The organism is Tatumella sp. JGM91 (genome assembly GCF_018257575.1).
Taxonomy (GTDB): domain Bacteria; phylum Pseudomonadota; class Gammaproteobacteria; order Enterobacterales; family Enterobacteriaceae; genus Tatumella; species Tatumella punctata.
Genome location: NZ_JAERJP010000003.1, coordinates 149413 through 169520, shown reverse-complemented (window position 1 = coordinate 169520; position 20108 = coordinate 149413). Strand labels below are relative to the sequence as shown.

17 protein-coding genes are annotated in these 20108 nt (G+C 50.5%); 2 read left to right on the top strand and 15 right to left on the bottom strand.

All coding sequences use genetic code 11. From position 1 onward, the window contains the following. From carA to ribF, 7 genes are all read right to left on the bottom strand, one after another. Positions 1-1149, bottom strand: a complete 1149-nt coding sequence (gene carA, locus JK198_RS03545) for a glutamine-hydrolyzing carbamoyl-phosphate synthase small subunit (RefSeq protein WP_212707007.1) — start codon at positions 1147-1149, stop codon at positions 1-3. Between the two features lie 458 nt (positions 1150-1607). Then, positions 1608-2423, bottom strand: coding sequence for a 4-hydroxy-tetrahydrodipicolinate reductase (gene dapB, locus JK198_RS03540; protein ID WP_212710212.1), 816 nt, complete (start codon positions 2421-2423; stop codon positions 1608-1610). Between the two features lie 230 nt (positions 2424-2653). Further along, positions 2654-3607: a 4-hydroxy-3-methylbut-2-enyl diphosphate reductase gene (gene ispH / locus JK198_RS03535; protein ID WP_212707009.1), complete on the bottom strand. Its 954-nt coding sequence runs from the start codon at positions 3605-3607 to the stop codon at positions 2654-2656. Beyond that, positions 3588-4058, bottom strand: a complete 471-nt coding sequence (fkpB, locus tag JK198_RS03530; RefSeq protein ID WP_212707010.1) for an FKBP-type peptidyl-prolyl cis-trans isomerase — start codon at positions 4056-4058, stop codon at positions 3588-3590. The genes ispH and fkpB overlap by 20 nt, the downstream gene beginning before the upstream one ends. A gap of 3 nt (positions 4059-4061) precedes the next feature. Continuing rightward, positions 4062-4565: a signal peptidase II gene (lspA, locus tag JK198_RS03525; RefSeq protein ID WP_212707011.1), complete on the bottom strand. Its 504-nt coding sequence runs from the start codon at positions 4563-4565 to the stop codon at positions 4062-4064. Continuing rightward, complete coding sequence (gene ileS, locus JK198_RS03520; RefSeq protein ID WP_212710211.1) at positions 4565-7381, bottom strand: isoleucine--tRNA ligase; 2817 nt, start codon at positions 7379-7381, stop codon at positions 4565-4567. The genes lspA and ileS overlap by 1 nt, the downstream gene beginning before the upstream one ends. Positions 7382-7408: 27 nt before the next feature. Continuing rightward, positions 7409-8347 (bottom strand): bifunctional riboflavin kinase/FAD synthetase, encoded by a 939-nt coding sequence (gene ribF / locus JK198_RS03515; protein WP_212707013.1) that lies wholly within the window; start codon positions 8345-8347, stop codon positions 7409-7411. 318 nt (positions 8348-8665) lie between these two features. Between ribF and rpsT the strand changes: the two genes are divergently transcribed. Further along, the gene (gene rpsT, locus JK198_RS03510) at positions 8666-8929 is read left to right on the top strand and encodes a 30S ribosomal protein S20 (RefSeq protein ID WP_212707014.1); all 264 of its coding nucleotides are present in this window, start codon (positions 8666-8668) and stop codon (positions 8927-8929) included. A 129-nt stretch (positions 8930-9058) separates the two neighbouring features. Here the strand turns inward: rpsT and nhaA are convergent, their stop codons facing one another. The 6 genes from nhaA to tal form a co-directional block, all read right to left on the bottom strand. Continuing rightward, on the bottom strand, positions 9059-10225 hold the full coding sequence (nhaA, locus tag JK198_RS03505) for a Na+/H+ antiporter NhaA (protein ID WP_212707015.1): 1167 nt from the start codon (positions 10223-10225) through the stop codon (positions 9059-9061). A gap of 136 nt (positions 10226-10361) precedes the next feature. After that, positions 10362-11501, bottom strand: a complete 1140-nt coding sequence (gene dnaJ, locus JK198_RS03500) for a molecular chaperone DnaJ (RefSeq protein WP_212707016.1) — start codon at positions 11499-11501, stop codon at positions 10362-10364. 102 nt (positions 11502-11603) lie between these two features. Further along, a complete protein-coding gene (dnaK, locus tag JK198_RS03495) occupies positions 11604-13520 on the bottom strand; it encodes a molecular chaperone DnaK (protein WP_212710210.1) in 1917 nt (638 codons plus the stop codon). Positions 13521-13717: 197 nt separating this feature from the next. After that, on the bottom strand, positions 13718-15010 hold the full coding sequence (locus JK198_RS03490; RefSeq protein ID WP_212710209.1) for an MFS transporter: 1293 nt from the start codon (positions 15008-15010) through the stop codon (positions 13718-13720). 119 nt (positions 15011-15129) lie between these two features. After that, positions 15130-15717 carry a molybdopterin adenylyltransferase gene (gene mog, locus JK198_RS03485; protein ID WP_212707019.1) on the bottom strand — a complete coding sequence of 196 codons (588 nt, stop codon included), beginning with the start codon at positions 15715-15717 and terminating at the stop codon, positions 15130-15132. A 102-nt stretch (positions 15718-15819) separates the two neighbouring features. After that, on the bottom strand, positions 15820-16773 hold the full coding sequence (tal, locus tag JK198_RS03480; protein WP_212707020.1) for a transaldolase: 954 nt from the start codon (positions 16771-16773) through the stop codon (positions 15820-15822). A 260-nt stretch (positions 16774-17033) separates the two neighbouring features. Here tal and yaaA point away from each other — a divergent pair, with 260 nt between their 5' ends. Then, the gene (gene yaaA / locus JK198_RS03475; protein WP_212710208.1) at positions 17034-17813 is read left to right on the top strand and encodes a peroxide stress protein YaaA; all 780 of its coding nucleotides are present in this window, start codon (positions 17034-17036) and stop codon (positions 17811-17813) included. A gap of 67 nt (positions 17814-17880) precedes the next feature. Here yaaA and thrC read toward each other — a convergent pair whose 3' ends face one another. Further along, entirely contained in the window at positions 17881-19173 is a 1293-nt protein-coding gene (gene thrC / locus JK198_RS03470; protein ID WP_212707022.1) for a threonine synthase, read from the bottom strand. A 3-nt stretch (positions 19174-19176) separates the two neighbouring features. Continuing rightward, a complete protein-coding gene (gene thrB / locus JK198_RS03465) occupies positions 19177-20106 on the bottom strand; it encodes a homoserine kinase (RefSeq protein ID WP_212710207.1) in 930 nt (309 codons plus the stop codon). Positions 20107-20108: the final 2 nt, after the last annotated feature.

The window sequence follows — 20108 nt, the reverse complement described above, 5'->3', positions numbered from 1 at the left end:
TTACCTGTTACCGGAACGGAAAGTATTAATTAATTCAATGAAGTGATCGAACAGCGGTGCCGCATCATGCGGTCCGGGGCTCGCTTCAGGGTGTCCCTGGAAACTGAAAGCTGGCTTATCCGTGCGATGGATACCTTGTACCGTGTGGTCAAACAGGGATTTATGGGTCACCCGTAAACATGACGGAAGATTCTGCTCATCAACGGCAAAACCGTGGTTCTGTGCGGTAATCATCACCACATCACGATCCAGGTCTTTGACCGGGTGGTTACCGCCATGGTGACCCAGTTTCATTTTTACGGTCGCGGCACCACTGGCCAGGGCTAATAACTGGTGTCCGAGGCAAATACCAAACAGCGGGATATCGGTTTCGAGGAATTGTTTAATCGCGCTGATAGCATAGTCACAAGGTTCCGGGTCACCGGGACCATTAGATAAGAAAATACCATCCGGATTCATTTTCAGCACTTCATCTGCCGGGGTCTGCGCCGGAACAACCGTCAGACGCACCCCGCGGTCAGCCAGCATACGCAGAATATTACGCTTAGCACCAAAATCGTAGGCGACTACATGGTAAGGCAGTTCACTGTCAGCCTTAGGGGCCGGTAGTCCATCGTTCAGTGTCCAGCTGCCCTGTGTCCACGGATATGCTTTATCGGTGGTTACTTCTTTCGCTAAATCCATGCCTTTCAGGCCCGGGAAGTTTTTCGCCTGCTGTAGTGCCGCAGCGACATCCGGGTTATCACCGGCAATAATGCAGCCATTCTGTGCGCCCTTTTCCCGCAGTAAACGGGTCAGTTTACGGGTATCAATATCAGCAATAGCGACAATGTTATGACGGGAAAGATAGGCTGAAAGGTCTTCGGTGCTGCGGTAGTTGCTGGCAATCAGGGGCAGGTCGCGAATAACTAATCCCTGCGCATGTACCCGGGATGACTCTTCGTCAGCGGGATTAGTACCAACATTACCGATATGGGGATAAGTAAGAGTGACGATCTGGCGGGAATAGGAAGGATCAGTAAGAATTTCTTGATAACCGGTCATTGACGTATTGAAAACGACCTCTCCCACTGCCGATCCGCTGGCCCCAATGGCCCGACCGTGGAACTCGGTTCCGTCTTCCAGAACCAGGATTGCTGACTTAATCAAAACTTCCTCCGGGGAATAAATAGTCACTATACCTGCATATTAATTCATTATTGATACCTGAATCAATCCAAAAAACACCTGAAAGGTCTAATTTTGGCAAATTGGGCGCATTCTAATGACCAGCCCTGCTTATGTCCAGTCTGAAAGGTAATATTATTAGTTTTTTTAACCCACTGATGGCAAAAATATACTGACAGGGTTAAAAACAGGGGATTGCTGGCCGTTTAAAACGATTGCCTGATAAGAAGCATAGCAGAAAGCGGGAAAACTGGTAATTTCAGACCAAATGGTCCGAAAAATCAGTTGGAGACAATATAAAAACAATAGAAAACAAATAAAAATAAAGGCTACGCAATAAAAACAAACAAAAACAATTATAAAAAAAATAAAGAGGAAGTAAAACAAACAACCTCTTTTACAATCAAATAGTTATCGACTGAAATTCACATCACAACACATTATAAATCATTCAAATAAAGCACATCACGCATATCATAAACACCATTTTCACGCTCAAAAACCCAGCCTGCCGCCTTAACTGCTCCCTTTGCAAAAGTCATCCGGCTGGAAGCTTTATGGGTGATTTCAACCCGCTCGCCTATATCAGCAAACATGGCTGTATGTTCACCGACAATATCGCCGGCACGTACCGTAGCAAAGCCGATAGCGTGTGGCTTGCGCTCTCCCGTATGGCCTTCACGGCTATACACCGCATGTTCTGATAAGTCCCAGTTCATCGCTTCAGCAATGGATTCCCCCATCGCTAATGCCGTACCGGAAGGTGCATCCACTTTATACCGGTGATGCGCTTCCGTGATCTCTATATCACTGTATTCACCCATGACTTTTGCTGCCTTTTCCAGCAGTTTAAGCACCAGGTTAACACCGACACTAAAGTTTGCGGCAAAAACAACCGGTATACTGATACCTGCCCTGCGGATAGCCTGCTTACCGGCCTCATCAAAGCCGGTGGTACCAATCACTATCGCTTTTTGATGAGTTTCACAAAATTTAAGGTACTCGAGGCTGGCTTCAGGACGGGTGAAGTCGATGAGCACATCAAAGTTATCCTTTACCGTCAGCAGGTTATCGGTAATCTGCACACCGGTCTTATGGATCCCCGCCAGTTCACCGGCATCACACCCCGTCAGCGAAGACCCGCGACGCACCACGACGGCACCCAGAGTCATATCTCCGGCCAGTGATACAGCCTCAATTAACTGGCGCCCCATTCTCCCGGAGGCTCCGACAATACCTATTCGGATATTTTTCATAACTATTCATTCCTGTGGGTGTGTATATCCTGCCAGCTCAGATTAACCAGCCACCAGAACAGTCACCAGTAAAATAAAAGCATCATTAAAATTTCAGGTTTGATCTGAGATATTATCAGTAAAATCAATGGGGGGTAAAAATTGTTATCCGCGGGAAAAGTCCGCAAGGGAAGCAATAGCCTGTACCATAAAAAGCCCGCAGTATATTGCATGCTGCGGGCTTCGGAGAATTACCGGACTTCTTTTACATCTACCCGTAACTCTTTAGGCACTTCGAAAACAATATTTTCTTCGCGGCCGATTAACTCGACTGCCGCTTCGCCACCAAACTCCCTCAGGCGGGTAATCACCTGCTGTACCAGAATATCAGGGGCCGATGCTCCGGCAGTCACGCCAACACAACTCACACCCTGCAGCCAGCTTTCACGAATATCCTCCGCAGAGTCAATCAACTGAGCATGCTTACCGGCTCTCCGGGCCAGTTCTGCCAGGCGATTAGAGTTTGACGAGTTTTTTGACCCTACCACCAGGATAACATCAGCACGCTCTGACAGATGGCGGACGGCTTCCTGGCGATTGGTGGTTGCATAGCAAATATCATCTTTCCTCGGACCGATGATTGCCGGGAAACGCTGACGCAGCGCATCAATAATCTCTGAAGTATCGTCAACCGACAATGTCGTCTGGGTCATAAAACTCAGATTCGATTCATCTTTAACATTGAGTCTGAAAACATCTTCAGGAGATTCGACAAGGTACATTCCCCCGGCAGGGTTACTGTACTGGCCCATCGTGCCTTCGACCTCAGGGTGGCCGGCATGACCAATCAATATAGCTTCAACACCTTTACGGCTGGCACGGGCGACTTCCATATGGACTTTGGTGACTAACGGACAGGTCGCATCAAATAACATCGTCAGTGAGCGTGCCCTGGCTTCAGCCCTCACTGCCTGAGACACACCGTGGGCAGAGAAAATCAGAATAGCACCATCCGGGACTTCGCTGATCTGTTCAATAAACACTGCCCCGCGGTCACGTAACCCCGCCACTACATAGCGGTTATGTACCACCTCATGGCGGACATAAATCGGGGCACCATACATCTCCAGCGCCCGCTCAACAATACTGATGGCACGGTCAACACCGGCACAAAAACCACGAGGGTTAGCGAGCAGAATTTGCATTTTCGGCCTCCTGTCGTGGATTAACTTCCAGCACTTCAACATTAAAGGTAATCATTTGCCCCGCCAGAGGGTGATTAAAGTCTACCGTGACAGAATCACCGGAAACATCACGGATCACGCCGGGCATTTCACTGCCATCCGGCGCGCTAAACAACATAATCGCCCCCTGTTCAGGCTCACCGGCCTCAGTAAAATCCCTGCGGGAGAAATACCGGATAAGATCCGGACTGGATACCCCGAACCCGTCTTCAGGTGCGAGAGTAAACTGCCGGGTTTCCCCGGCCGTCAGGCCGTGTAAGGCTGTCCCAAAGGCCGGTGAAAGACTGTCATCACCCAGCCGAAACAATGCCGGTTTACCATTAGCGCGTGTTGATTCGGCCAGGGTTCCATCTTCCAAGGTCAGAGTGAAATGGACCAGTAACGAACTATCATGCTGTACCGAGTTACTCATGCCTTACCCTTTATCCGCCTGTTTCGCTGCAGAAGGCAGAAACCCTTCCAGAATCACCAGTGCAGCTCCGATACAAATGGCGCAGTCTGCAAGATTAAAGGTTGCGAAATGCCAGTCTCCGACATAGAAGTCAATAAAATCGACAACAAAGCCGTGCCACATACGGTCCAGTAAGTTCCCCGCAGCACCGCCGATGATCATGGCATAGGCGATATTGGTCATTTTCTGGCTGGCACGGTTTCGGAACATCATCACCAGCAGCGCTATCACTATGGCCACCGCAATACCGGCAAAGAACCACCGTTGCCATCCCCCTTTGTCAGCGAGGAAGCTGAATGCAGCACCGTAGTTACGGGCGTAAAACAGATTCAGGGAAGGCATAAGTGCACGGCTTTCATGCAATTGCATATCAGCCATGACCCACTGTTTACTGACGAAGTCGACAACCATCACCAGTACCGTTACCCATATCCAGCGTAAGCCGGTAGAACTCAGAGATTTACTCATCAGGCAAACTTACGCTCTTCGCCGGCACCGGAGACATTGCTGTAACAACGGCCACAGATTTCAGCATGCTGCGGGTTCTTGCCAATGTCTTGCGTGTAGTGCCAGCAGCGCGGACATTTTTCGCCAGCCGCTTTTTGCAGGGTGATTTTCAGCCCTTTAAGCTGTTCACTGTGCACCGCTTCTGCCGGTGCAGACTGATAATCCTGAACCTGTACCTCTGAGGTCAGTAACACAAAACGCAGTTCGTCACCCAGTGCATTCAGCTTTTCTGCCAGCGAGTGATCAGCATACAGCACAACCGATGCTTCCAGCGCGCCGCCGATTTTTTTGTCAGCACGGGCCTGTTCAATCACTTTATTTACCTCACCGCGTACTTTCAGTAATTGCTCCCAGTAAGCATCATTCAGCGTTTCATTTTCTGGCAGATCAAACAGTCCCTGGTACCACTCACCGGTAAATACATACTGTTCACGTTGTCCTGCCAGGTGTCCCCAGATTTCGTCAGCCGTGAAGGACATGATCGGTGCCATCCAGCGAACCAGCGCTTCAGCAATATGCCAGAGTGCCGTCTGGCAGCTACGGCGTGCGATGCTGTCAGGTTTAGCCGTATACTGACGGTCTTTAATGATATCCAGATAGAACGAGCCCATTTCCACCGAGCAGAACTGCATCAGACGCTGTACAACTTCATGGAAATCATAACCTTCATATGACGCCAGGATATCCTGTTGTGCAGCCAGCGCACGGCTGACGGCCCAGCGATCCAGTACCACCATATCATCAGCAGCAACCAGGTCAGTTTGCGGGTTAAAACCGTTCAGGTTAGCCAGCAGGAAACGAGCGGTGTTACGGATACGACGGTATGCATCTGCAGAACGTTTCAGAATTTCGTCGGAAACCGCCATTTCACCAGAGTAGTCGGTTGACGCGACCCACAGACGTAAAATATCAGCACCCAGTTTGTTCATCACATCCTGCGGGCTGACCGTGTTACCAATCGACTTAGACATCTTACGGCCCTGACCATCAACGGTGAAACCATGGGTCAGTACCTGACGGTAAGGTGCTTTGCTTTTAATTGCGGTGGAAATCATCAGTGATGACATAAACCAGCCACGGTGCTGGTCAGAACCTTCCAGATAAATATCGGCACTGTGTCCGCCAAACTCAGGACGAACATCCACTACTGAGCAACTGGTAGAACCGGAGTCGAACCATACATCCAGAGTATCAGGAACTTTACTGTAGTGTTCTGCATCCGCACCCAGTAACTCTTTGCTATCCAGATCCCACCATGCCTGAATCCCATCCTGTTCAACACGCAGCGCGACCTGTTCCATCAGTTGCAGTGTGTCAGGGTGCAGCTCTTCCGTCTGATTATGGACAAACAGAGCCATTGGCACTCCCCAGGTACGCTGACGTGAAATACACCAGTCAGGGCGGTTAGCCACCATTGACTCAATACGTGCCTGGCCCCAGTCGGGGATCCACTGAACGTCTTTGATTTCTTTCAGCGACTGGGCGCGCAGTCCTTTTTGATCCATGCTGATAAACCACTGCGGGGTCGCGCGGAAGATGATCGGCGTTTTATGACGCCAGCAGTGCGGGTAGCTGTGATGCAGCTTTTCAACGTGCAGCAGTGCACCTTTGTCACGCAGCAACTCAACAATCAGGTCGTTAGCTTTAAATACGTTGACCCCGTCCAGCCCCGGATAGGTTCCCGGAAGGTAGCAGCCGTCCGGTCCTACCGGGTTCGCTACCTCAATACCGTATTTCTGGCCAATAACATAGTCCTCAGGACCATGACCCGGCGCCGTATGTACCGCTCCGGTACCGGCATCCAGCGTGACGTGATCACCCAGTAATACCGGGACATCAAAACCAAGGAACGGATGACGGAAACGCAATAACTCCAGCGCATCACCACGGCATTCACCCAGTACTGTCCATTCGGAAATACCGGCACGCTGCAGAACACTTTCCGTTAAATCTTTAGCCAGAATCAGGACATGCCCTTCGGCCTGCACCAGTTGATATTCAAACTCAGGGTTGACGGAGATGGCACGGTTAGAAGGCATCGTCCACGGGGTGGTGGTCCAGATAACCAGTGACACCGGTGCCTCAGGCACACTGACAGAAAATGCGGCAGCAACCGCTGCGCTATCCACCGCATTAAACATGACATCGATAGACGGAGAGGTCTTGTCGTAATATTCGACTTCTGCTTCGGCCAGTGCCGAACGACACTCTGTACACCAGTGTACCGGCTTTGCTCCTTTGTGCAGATGTCCGTTACCGATGATCCGTCCCAGTGCACGGATAATATTTGCTTCGGTATTGAAATCCATCGTCAGGTAAGGACGGTCCCAGTCGCCGAGCACGCCCAGCCGGATAAAGTCTTTTTTCTGTCCTTCGATTTGCTCTGCAGCATATTTGCGACAGGCAGCACGAAACTCCGCCGGAGTGACTTTCTCACCCGGTTTACCAATCATTTGTTCAACTTTATGTTCGATAGGTAATCCGTGGCAGTCCCAGCCAGGCACATAAGGCGCATCGAAGCCAGACAGACCTTTAGATTTAATAATAATATCTTTCAGAATCTTGTTAACTGAGTGACCGATATGAATGCTGCCGTTAGCGTAAGGAGGGCCATCGTGCAGAATAAATGTTTTTTTACCTTTTTTTGCTGCACGGATCGCACTGTACAGATTATCGTCGGTCCATCGCTGCAACATTGCAGGTTCCCGTTTGGCTAAATCGCCACGCATCGGGAACCCGGTTTCAGGTAAGTTCAGGGTAGCTTTATAGTCACTCATCAGATTCTCGGTTCCATATTTCGGCCATTATGCCGTTGTTTTTAGCCCAAAAAATTCGCGGGCCGTCACCACATCTTTGGCAATTTGCGCTTTCAGTTGATCAAGCGATGCAAATCGTTGCTCATTACGTATTTTATGCCGCAATACCACAGAGATATGGCGGCCATATAAATTGATATTTACATCCAGTAAATTAACTTCCAGCTGCTGACGCATCCCTTTTACCGTCGGCCGGGTACCAATATTTGCTACCCCGTAGAAAGACTGTTCAGATATTCCCTGAACTTCTACAGCATAAACTCCTGTTACCGGTGATACGGTCCGTCGCAGCGGTATGTTCGCGGTAGGAAAGCCCAGAGTCCTTCCCAGGGCATCACCGTGGATAACCCGTCCGCTAATCGCATAAGGCCGCCCCAGCAGATGTTCAGCCGTCAGAAAGTCATCGGCCGCCAGAGCTTCACGCACTTTAGTACTGCTGACCCGCTCTCCCTGGTGACAGAATGTCCGGGTATTCACCACATCGAAATGATAGCGGCGCGCCGCCTCCTGTAATAACAGGAAATTCCCTTCCCGGCCAGCGCCGAAACAGAAATCATCACCGACCGTCAGGAACCTGACATCCAGCTTTTCCGCCAGAATATCGCGGATGAAATCATCCGCTGTCAGGGCCGAAAATGCGCCGTCGAAACGTACACAAACAACCGTATCGACCCCGGCCTGTTCCAGATATTTTATTTTTTCACGCAGCCGTGTCAGTCTGGCAGGCACCTGCCCGCGGCAAAAAAACTCCTGAGGCTGTGGCTCGAACAGCATGACCACCACCGGCAGATTACGTTGCCGTCCTTCCTCACAAAGTTGCTTCAGCAGCGCCTGATGCCCGCGATGCACACCGTCAAAATTACCAATAGTCAAAACGCAGCCACCATGCTGCTTTGTGAGATTATGTAAACCGCGGATAAACTTCATGGCCGACTCAACTCGCTGGAAATCGCCGGATTATACCCTTTACGGCGTACAAATTTAACCCGTCAGTGAAGCCTTTCGTCGCTTCTTTACTGCTTTTCATCGTGTTTATTCAGGGCCGGGTAAATTCCCTGCAATTTTGTTGTGAAAAGCTGTATTCATAATCAGGAAGCTGGTAGAATCTTGCGCCATCAATTACGTAACCGGGTGTTGTTTTTTAAACGACGCTTATTTGCACAAATCCATTGACAAAAGAAGGCGCAAAAGGCATAGTCCTCGGCCTTTGATTTGTCCATATAGAACATATTTGGGAGTTGGACCTTGGCTAATATCAAATCAGCTAAGAAACGCGCTGTAACATCTGAGAAACGTCGCAAGCACAACGCAAGCCGTCGCTCAATGCTGCGTACTTTCATCAAAAAAGTATACGCTGCAATCGCTACTGGCGATAAAACAGCTGCGCAGAACGCATTTAACGAAATGCAACCAATCGTGGACCGTCAGGCTGCTAAAGGTCTGATCCACAAAAACAAAGCTGCACGTCATAAAGCTAACCTGACTGCACAGATCAACAAACTGGCTTAATCGTCAGCGCGTTGTCGCTTTGAAAAGAACCGGCTCAGGCCGGTTTTTTTATGTCCGCTGATCCTCTGAAAAAAATGCCAGCCCCCCGATGACAGAGTGCTGACATTCCCCGCAGCGGTGCTGACGGCCTTATCTTTGATGCGTAAAACGCCGGCGCAACAGTACATATCCCGCCACCGCAGACAGTACCGAACCACACAGGATCCCCAGCTTCGCCTCATTAATCAGCCGCGTACCGTCCTGACCAAAAGCCAGTGATGCAATAAATATCGACATCGTAAAGCCGATACCACAGAGGATGCCAATAGCAGCAATGTCTTTAATTCCGGTATTTTCCGGTAGCCTGGTCATGCCCAGCCGTGAGCTTATCCAGCATATCAGCGTAATTCCCAGCGGTTTGCCCAACAGTAAACCGGCGATAATACCCAGTGGCAGGGAGGAGATCACATCCTGCATGCTGAGGTTATTCATCACCACGCCGGCATTAGCAAAAGCAAATAACGGCAGGATCAGCCAGCGAACCCAGGGATGCAGGCTGTGTGCCAGTTTCAGGGCTGCAGAGTGCTTCCCCTGCCCTTTAACCGGCATCATCAGGCCCAGTATCACACCGGCAATGGTTGCATGAACACCGGAAGAGAGCACCGCATACCAGAGTGCCACACCGGCCAGCAGGTACAGACTCCGGTAACGCAGCCCGACCCTGTTCATCAGCGCCAGTACTGCCATCACAATAGCCGCTCCCCCTAAAGCAAACCATGACACCTGTCCGCTGTAGAACAGGGCAATAATAATAATTGCCCCGAGATCATCAATCACCGCCAGCGCCATCAGAAAGACTTTAAGTACCGGTGGCACCCGGTTACCGAGCAGCGCCAGAATCCCTAATGCAAAAGCAATATCAGTTGCAGTAGGTATCGCCCAGCCCTGACGAATTTCAGCTAAGCCACCGTTAAATAACAGGAAGATAGCCGCAGGGGCAATCATTCCGCCAATCGCTGCCAGCAGCGGAAATACGGCCTGCTGACGCGTGGCAAGCGCCCCGCTGACCAGCTCCTGTTTAACTTCCAGCCCGACCAGCAGGAAAAATAGTGCCATCAGGGCATCATTTATCCAGAACAGGGTATTCGGAGAGTGCCCGTCGATACTGACGCCAGTCAGCGGCGTAAACTGTAAAAACTGCTGATAGCCCTCAGCACTCCAGCCCATATTAGCCAGAATCAGTGCCAGGCCAGCAGCAACAATTAATACTACGCCTCCGGCTGCTTCACTCCTGAAGATCTTTATCGCTAATGACATCAGAGGATATCCTTTTAATTTGTCACAGGGTTACCGACTGATGATCTCAGTAATTGCTGGTTTTAACAAATATTGCCGGCGAAAGAGCAAAAAAAAACCAGCACCGCAAGGCACTGGTTTTTTCTTCAGCAGGGCACTAACGGGTCAGATCGTCAAAAAACTTCTTCACACCATCAAAGAACGTTTTTGAACGGGGACTGTTATCCTCGCCTGATGGCCCGCCCAGTGTGTCGCCCAGTTCACTGAGTAACGCTTTTTGTTTATCATTCAGATTCACCGGGGTTTCTACCACCACGCGACACAACAGGTCACCAATAGCGCCACCACGGACTGATTTCACGCCCTTGCCACGCACACGGAACAATTTATCAGTTTGCGTACCGGCAGGGACTTTCAGTTTTACCCGTCCGTCAAGGGTAGGTACTTCAATCTCCCCCCCCAGGGCCGCCAGAGTGAAGTTAATCGGAACTTCACAATACAGGTTATTCTCTTCACGCTCGAAGATAGGGTGTTTTTTCACCGAGACCTGTACATAAAGATCACCGGCCGGAGCACCCTGCTCACCCGCTTCACCTTCACCACTCAGGCGAATTCGGTCACCGGTATCCACACCGGCAGGAATTTTCACTGACAGTGTTTTAGTGGTTTCGACACGCCCGTGACCGTGACAGGCGTTACATGGATCTTTAATCACGGAACCACGTCCCTGACAGGTCGGACAGGGTTGCTGAACCGTAAAGAAGCCCTGTCGCATCTGTACCTGGCCTGCACCATGGCAGGTCGAACAGGTTTGTGGTTTTGAGCCGGCTTTAGCGCCGCTGCCATGGCAGGTATCACATTCCTGCAGGGTAGGAATACGAATTTCTTTGCTTACACCACGGACCGCTTCTTCCAGCGTCAGCTCCATGTTGTAACGCAGGTCGGAACCACGGGCTGCACGCTGGCGACGACCGCCACCGAAAATATCACCGAAAACATCACCGAAGATATCACCGAAATCCGCACCGCCGCCAAAGCCGCCGCCGAATCCGCCACCGCCCATACCGCCTTGTTCAAAAGCTGCATGACCGTACTGATCGTAAGCGGCACGCTTTTGATCATCGGTCAGAATTTCATAGGCTTCTTTGACTTCTTTAAACTGCTCTTCAGCCTTGGTATCGCCTGGGTTACGGTCAGGGTGATATTTCATTGCCAGCCGTTTATAGGCCTTTTTGATTTCACGCTCATCCGCTGTTTTGGATACGCCTAAAACCTCGTAGTAATCACTCTTCGCCATTTTTTATTGCCTTTAACATGATCGCACGGGCGTGGATATTCTCCTACGCCCGTGCTGGTTAGCAACGACAGCTTAGCTGCCGCTTAGCCCGGTCATGGGCAATTACTTTTTGTCTTTAACTTCTTCGAATTCAGCATCGACAACATCGTCATCTTTCTGAGCTGAAGCATCAGCACCTGCACCGGCTGCACCGTTTGCCTGAGCACTCTGCTGTGCCAGTTCCATCAGTTTCCCGGAGACTTCAACCAGGGCCTGAATTTTAACGTCAATATCTGCTTTATCTTCTGATTTCAGCGCAGTTTCCAGTGCTGTCAGTGCAGATTCGATTGGCGCTTTATCTTCAGCAGATAACTTATCACCGGCTTCTTCTAACTGCTTACGGGTGCTGTGAACAACCTGGTCACCCTGGTTACGTGCCTGAACCAGCTCTTCGAATTTACGGTCAGATTCTGCATTTTGCTCAGCATCACGGACCATTTTTTCGACTTCTTCTTCGTTCAGACCGGAAGAAGCTTTAATGGTGATCTTCTGCTCTTTACCACTGTTTTTGTCTTTTGCAGACACATGCAGGATACCATCCGCATCGATGTCGAAAGTGACTTCGATCTGTGGCATACCCCGTGGCGCAGCCTGAATACCGTCCAGGTTAAACTGACCCAGTGACTTGTTATCAGAAGAACGTTTACGCTCACCCTGCAGTACATGGATAGTTACCGCAGACTGGTTGTCTTCTGCTGTAGAGAACACCTGGCTGTGTTTGGTCGGGATAGTAGTATTTTTGCTGATCAGGCTGGTCATTACACCACCCATCGTTTCGATACCCAGTGACAGCGGAGTCACATCCAGCAGCAATACGTCTTTCACATCACCCGCCAGTACACCCCCCTGAACTGCCGCACCGACAGCTACAGCTTCGTCCGGGTTAACGTCTTTACGTGGTTCTTTACCAAAGAAATCTTTAACTTTGCTCTGAACCAGTGGCATACGGGTCTGACCACCCACCAGGATAACATCATTGATATCAGACACTGACAGACCGGCATCTTTCAGAGCAACTTTCAGTGGCTCGATAGAGCGTGCAACCAGATCTTCAACCAGTGCTTCCAGTTTCGCACGGGTTACTTTGATGTTCAGGTGCTTAGGACCAGTCGCATCTGCAGTCACGTACGGCAGGTTAACGTCAGTCTGCTGGGCAGAAGACAGTTCAATTTTCGCTTTCTCTGCCGCTTCTTTCAGACGCTGCATTGCCAGCGGGTCGTTACGCAGGTCAATACCCTGCTCTTTCTTGAATTCGTCAACCAGATAGTTAATCAGGCGGCTATCGAAGTCTTCACCACCGAGGTGAGTATCACCATTGGTTGCCAGAACTTCGAAGGTTTTTTCACCATCAACTTCATCGATTTCGATAATTGAGATATCGAAAGTACCACCACCCAGGTCGTATACCGCGATAGTACGGTTACCCTGGCCTTTATCCATACCGTAAGCCAGTGCTGCGGCAGTTGGTTCGTTGATGATACGTTTTACTTCCAGACCTGCGATACGGCCAGCATCTTTAGTCGCCTGACGCTGTGCATCGTTAAAGTAAGCAGGAACGGTGATCACAGCTTCGGTTACCGGCTCACCCAGGTAATCTTCGGCAGTCTTCTTCATTTTCTTCAGCACTTCTGCAGAAATCTGCGGAGGTGCCATTTTCTGGCCTTTCACGTCCAGCCATGCATCACCGTTATCAGAACCGATGATTTTGTATGGCATGATTTTCAGGTCACGCTGTACTTCTTCGTCCTGAAAACGACGACCAATCAGACGCTTAATAGCAAATAAAGTGTTTTGCGGGTTAGTCACGGCCTGGCGTTTAGCAGGCTGGCCTACCAGAGTCTCACCATCCTGAGTGTAAGCGATGATGGAAGGAGTGGTACGATCACCCTCAGCGTTTTCCAGAACGCGTGCTTTACCACCGTCCATAATTGCTACGCATGAATTGGTTGTACCCAGGTCAATACCAATAATTTTACCCATCTCTACACATCTCCCACGTAAATTCTGTTGTCGTTCGGATATGAACCATAAATGCGGTCGCTTGTGATTATTTCAAGTACCGGATTACAAATTTTTTTGATTCACAACTCGCTATGCAAACAAGATGGGGGCAGTTTACCGGCCATCAAGGGCCGGCGTAAAAAAAAGTAAAAAAAACACAGAAATCCCTGACAGTCTCAGCCGGCCGCCTGACCCGGGAGGCGGGCCTGTGAATGCAGATATCCGCCGATCATTGCCCCGGTGACACACAGCGCGGTGATATACCAGCAAGGTGCCAGTGGCGTCAGACGTAACGCCAGGGTCACAAAGACGGGTGTCAGACCGCCGAAAATAGCGTAAGAAAGGTTATAGGACAGGGAAATACCACTAAAGCGAACTGCCGGAGGAAATGCCCTGACCATAATAAAAGGCACAATCCCCACGGTCCCGACACAGAGACCGGTCAGGGCATAAGCAGCAATCAGGTATTGCGGATGGCTGGCTAAGATATGAAAAAACAGCCAGCTGCTGGCCGCCAGCAACAGGCATCCCACCGACAGACAACGTCCGGCGCCAAAGCGGTCAACCAGCCACCCGGCCAGCATACAGCCTGCCAGCAGCATAACTGTCGCAATACTGTTGGCCTGCAGGCTGAGCGCTGCCGGGATCTGATACATTTTTTGCATCAGTGCCGGTGCCATCAGGATAATCACCACGATAGCGGCAGAAAGCAGCCAGGTCAGGAGCACCGAAATCAGCAGGCTTTTACGATGAAAATTCACCACATTTTTCAGGGGCAGTGCTTCAGACAATGTTTTTTGCTGCTGCATTTTCCGGAATACCGGCGTTTCCTGCAGCCAGCGGCGCAGATATAACGCAATAAAACCAAAGACACCGCCCAGCAGAAACGCCACCCGCCAGCCAACCGCAGCGACTTCATCAGGGGTCATATGCCGGTTAATGGCACCGGCCACCAGAGAACCCAGCAGGATGCCGACCGTCAGTCCGGCTGTCAGCGTACCACAGGCAATTCCGGTACGGTTATCCGGCACATGTTCAGCGACAAATACCCAGGCACCCGGCACTTCACCACCGATTGCCGCCCCCTGTAATAATCGCATCAGCAATAATAATAGCGGAGCGGCCAGTCCCAGACTCTGATAAGAGGGCAATAGTCCCATCGCCAGAGTGGGGATAGCCATCAGCAGAATACTCAGACTAAACATTTTCTTACGCCCGAGAATATCGCCAAAATGAGCCATCACCAGCCCGCCTAATGGCCGTGCAAGATACCCCGCAGCAAAAATCCCGAAAGTCTGAAGTTGCCTCAGCCATTCGGGAATATCGGCAGGGAAAAACAGTTCGCCAATCACGGCCGCAAAAAAGACAAAGATAATAAAATCGTAGAATTCCAGCGCCCCGCCGAGCGCTGCCAGTATCAGGGTTTTATAGTCCTGCGCACTCAGGCGCTCCGCGGCATGGTTATCCATAAATTAAGTCTTTATCCCAGAGGTCAGTTAACAGCGTTAGCTGTAAATATTTCATTACTATATCGGCAATAAGCCGATACACCAGAACCTCTGAAGTTTATCCTTAAAAAATATTATCTTTAGTCGTTTATCTCACGCCTTGCACTTTTTGGACGAAAAGCTGCTACCACTTGCGGATCAGTCTCCACATAGGGCCCGTCGAGCAACTGTAAACAATAAGGTACACTTGCAAAGATACCCGCGACGTTTACCTGCCCTGATGGCGCTTTCAATCCTTCCAGTGTCTCTTTAATCGATTTCGGCTGTCCCGGCAAATTCAGGATCAGCGATTGCTTACGGATCACTGCGGTCTGCCGGGACAGAATAGCCGTAGGCACAAAATTAAGGCTGATTTGTCGCATCTGCTCGCCGAAACCAGGCATTACACGGTCAGCTACCGCCAGTGTGGCATCCGGAGTAACATCACGTAATGCCGGCCCAGTACCGCCGGTGGTAAGCACCAGATGGCAATGATGTTCATCGACCAGTTCAGTCAGTGTCTGCTCAATTAACAATTGTTCGTCGGGGATAACCCGGCTTTCGAGGGTAAAAGGACTGGTCAGGGCCAGTGATAACCATTCGGTCAGTGCAGGGATACCTTTATCCTGATAAACCCCCTGCGAGGCCCGGTCAGATACTGAGACCAGTCCGATACGTAAAGTAGTCATGATATTTCACTTCAGATGAGTGCTGTAGATACAGCCGGGACGGGGAACCACAAACAGTGAATTGACGTCCCGCAGCAGCCAGGCTACCGCGGGCGGGGATGATTACAGTAAATCTGCAATCATTTTTTCCAGTTTACCCTGGTCAATGGCAAAGTTACGGATACCCTGAGCCAGTTTATCAATCGCCATCGGATCCTGGTTATGTTCCCACAGGAATTCGGCTTCTGACATTTTTTCCGGACGGGCTTTTACTTCACCGGTAAAGTTCAGCTTACGCTCGACACTGCCTTCCGTTTCTTTCAGCTCTTTCAGCAGGCCCGGAGAGATGGTCAGGCGATCGCAGCCCGCCAGCTCCAGAATTTCGCCGGTATTACGGAAGCTCGCGCCCATGACAACGGTTTCATAACCATGCTGCTTGTAATAGTTATAAATTTCGGCCACAGAAACCACACCCGGATCTTCATGGGGTGCATATTCTTTTTTATCGGTATTCGCTTTGTACCAGTCCAGAATACGGCCAACAAACGGAGAAATCAGGTAAACACCGGCTTCTGCACAGGCACGGGCCTGGGCAAAAGAGAAAAGCAGTGTCAGGTTACAGTTGATACCTTCTTTTTCCAGACGCTCAGCCGCACGGATCCCCTGCCAGGTAGAGGCCAGCTTGATCAGAATACGATCATTGCTGATACCTGCATCGTTATACAGTTTGATCAGGCTGTGGGCTTTGGCGATACTGGCTTCTGTATCGTAGGAAAGTCTGGCATCAACTTCGGTAGAGATACGGCCCGGGACTAATTTCAGAATTTCCAGCCCGATATTTACCGCCAGTTTGTCAGAGGCGAAAGCAATTTGCTGCTGCTTATCATTACTCTGCTTACGCGCCCATTCGATGGCTTCATCAATCAGCTTACGGTATTCAGGGATTTGTGCCGCGTTGAGGATCAGTGAAGGGTTAGTGGTTGCATCCTGTGGCTGATACAGTTTCATTGCTTCAATATCACCGGTATCGGCAACGACTGTTGTTAACTTGCGCAGTGAGCTAAGTTTGTCCGTCATGTTTGCTTCTCTTCTGTTGAACTGTCAGGGGAAAAAAGCCTCTCCGGATAATATCACGCACTTGACGAGGTGCAAGGCCGCGCCGGGTAAACAATCGCGAAATCGCATTGCTGGTCACGTCGCGGGCCCGCGTAATCCGTGGTAATACACCATTAACCATCGTTGCCGGGTATAGCAACGATTGATCATTCCGTATCACTTTTTTGCTACACTGCGCCCTATCAGTGATCGCCTGCGGGCCTGTAATGAGGAATTAAATAATGTTAATGGTGATATCTCCGGCCAAAACCCTGGATTATGAAAGCCCGCTGGCGACCCGGAAGTACAGCCTGCCTGCACTGTTAAATCAGTCTCAGGAATTAATTGATATTGCCCGCCGGCTGACACCGGCACAGATTGCGACCCTGATGAGCATCAGTGATAAACTGGCACACCTTAACGCAGAACGGTTTAATGACTGGCAGCCGGATTTCACCCCGGAGAATGCCAGACAGGCCATTCTGGCGTTTAAAGGGGATGTTTATACCGGCCTGGCCGCAGAAACGCTGACTGACGATGATTTTGACTTCGCCCAGCAACACCTGCGGATGCTGTCCGGACTTTATGGTGTTCTCCGCCCGCTGGATCTCATGCAGCCTTATCGTCTGGAAATGGGCATAAAGCTTTCCAATCCACAAGGTAAAGATCTTTACAGCTTCTGGGGAGATCAGTTAACAACAGTACTGAATGAAGCGCTGGCCAGACAGGGCGATGATGTTCTGATCAATCTGGCGTCTGATGAATATTTTAAAGGGGTAAAACCCAAACTACTGGCGGGAAAAATCATTAAACCGGTGTTCCTTGATGAGAAAAATGGCAAATTCAAGGTGATCAGTTTTTATGCTAAAAAAGCCCGCGGTATGATGTGCCGTTATATTATCCGGCATCGCCTGACGACCCCGCAACAACTCACTGGTTTCAACAGTGACGGCTATTTTTTTGATGAACAAAGCAGTACTGATCAGGAACTGGTGTTTAAACGCCACCAGCAACAGGCCTGAAACAGCGGTCATCAGTTATGGCCCTGCAAAGGTTGTCCCCTGCAGGGCGGCAAAGATTAGCGGTTTGTCAGACCGTTTTTGTCAGCAGGTACTGTTTCAGTTCAGCAAAATCTGCCGGCAGAGTCTCCGACAGTAATGGCAGGTCTGCACGTTCTGCCAGTTCAGCAGGTAACGGCAGATCTGTCTGCAGGATGTCATCGACGCTGTCTTTAAATTTCGCCGGATGTGCAGTACCAAGGAACAGACCATACTCACCGTCACGTAACTGATCACGCAGCACACGCCAGGCAATTGCGGCATGAGGTTCGGAAATATATCCTTCCGCCGCCAGTTCACGCATCGCTGCACGGGTTTGTTCGTCGCTCAGTGCACCGCAACCAAGTTCATTCAGCTGCCAGGTCTTACGGCGGAATAACTCTTCAACCCGTGGCCAGTTATTCGGCTGGCTGACATCCATCGCATTAGACAGGGTAGCAACCGTCTTATGGGGAGTCCATTCGCCGCTGTGCAAAAACCGCGGCACCGTGTCGTTGGCATTAGTTGCAGCGATAAAACGTTTAACCGGCAGTCCCAGGCTTTTCGCCAGTAATCCTGCCGTCAGGTCACCGAAATTACCACTGGGGACAGAAATGACTAACTGATTACGTTTTTCCTGAGGCAGCTGTGCCACCGCTTCAAAGTAATAACATACCTGGGCCAGTAACCGGCTGATATTGATCGAGTTAGCGGAATTCAGACCAATCGCCTGTTTCAGTGCCTGATCATCAAATGCCTGCTTCACCAGTGCCTGACAGGCATCGAAATCGCCGTCCACCGCAATGGTCTGGATATTTCCGCCCAGCGTGCAGAACAGTTTTTCCTGTAACGAACTGATTTTTCCCTGCGGATAAAGGATCACCACACGGATATTTTCCATGCCATAAAACGCGTGGGCAACGGCGGCGCCTGTGTCACCGGATGTCGCAGTCAGAATAGTAATCTTTTCATCGTCGTCGCTGCTCAGAGCCAGCATCTGAGCCATAAAACGGCCGCCAAAGTCTTTAAATGCCAGGGTTGGTCCGTGGAATAATTCCAGACAGGCAACATCTTCAGAGACGGGTTGTACCGGGGCCGGAAAGGTAAATGCCGTTTTTACACGCGCTGTCATTTCCTGCTCAGAGATCTCATCACCGATAAAGGCCGACAGTATTTTGCTGCTGCGGCTGACAAAATCCATCTCCAGCAGGTGATCAATTTCTGTCAGTTCAAAAGCCGGCAATTCATTAGGGAAGAAAAGTCCCTGCTGCGAACCCAGTCCCTGCGTCACCGCCTGAGTAAAACTGACCTGCTCGTTATGGTCTTTCAGATTATATAATTTCATCGCTTACCCCAGTTTACGTGCGCCCGTCGTATCAAGACGGCAAATATGTACGAAGCCTTCATCGTTCTGCAGATAGTGCTGCTGTAACCATGCCCGGGTCTGCTCAGCCACTTCCGGCGTGTCACAGACGGCAAACAGTGTCGGTCCGGAACCGGAAATACCACAGGCCAGAGCCCCGAGTCCGGTCACAGCCTGTCGCGCTTCGGCAAACCCCGGCAGCAGTCCGGTACGGTACGGTTCAGCAATAACATCTTTCATCAGACTGGCCGCCAGCAATGGCTGACGGGTGTGGCAGGCATGAATAAATCCTGACAGCATTCGGCCATGGGTTATACAGTCTGCTTTACTGTAGGTGGCAGGCAGAATAGCCCTGGCTTCTGCGGTGGAAACTTTAATTCCCGGGTAGGCCATCACCCAATACCATTCATCAAACCCCGGTACCGGTTGACAGGTAATACCATGGGCTTCCAGCATTAGCTGGAGACCGCCTAAAAAACAGGGAGCCACGTTATCGAAGTGCACGCTGCCGGAAACCCGCCCTTCCAGTTCACCCATCAGCGCCAGTAACCGGTCGTCATCCAGCGGCTTATGACAGAATTCATTCATTGCCATCAGCCCGGCGACAACTGAACAGGCACTGGATCCCAGCCCTGAGCCGATGGGCATGTTTTTTTCCAGTACCATTCTGACCGGAATATCGCGGCCAACTTCCTGGCAAAAACGCTGCCAGCACTGATAGACTATATTCTCTTTTGGATCTGTCGGCAGTTTTGAGACAAAACGACCACGATTCTCCAGACTGAAGGTTTCTGCCGCTTCTACGGTGACACAATCCCCCAGCAGAGTTCCGTCGGCCGGTGACACTGCGGCCCCCAGCACATCAAACCCGACACTCACATTGCCGATAGAGGCAGGTGCATAAACTTTTACCATAA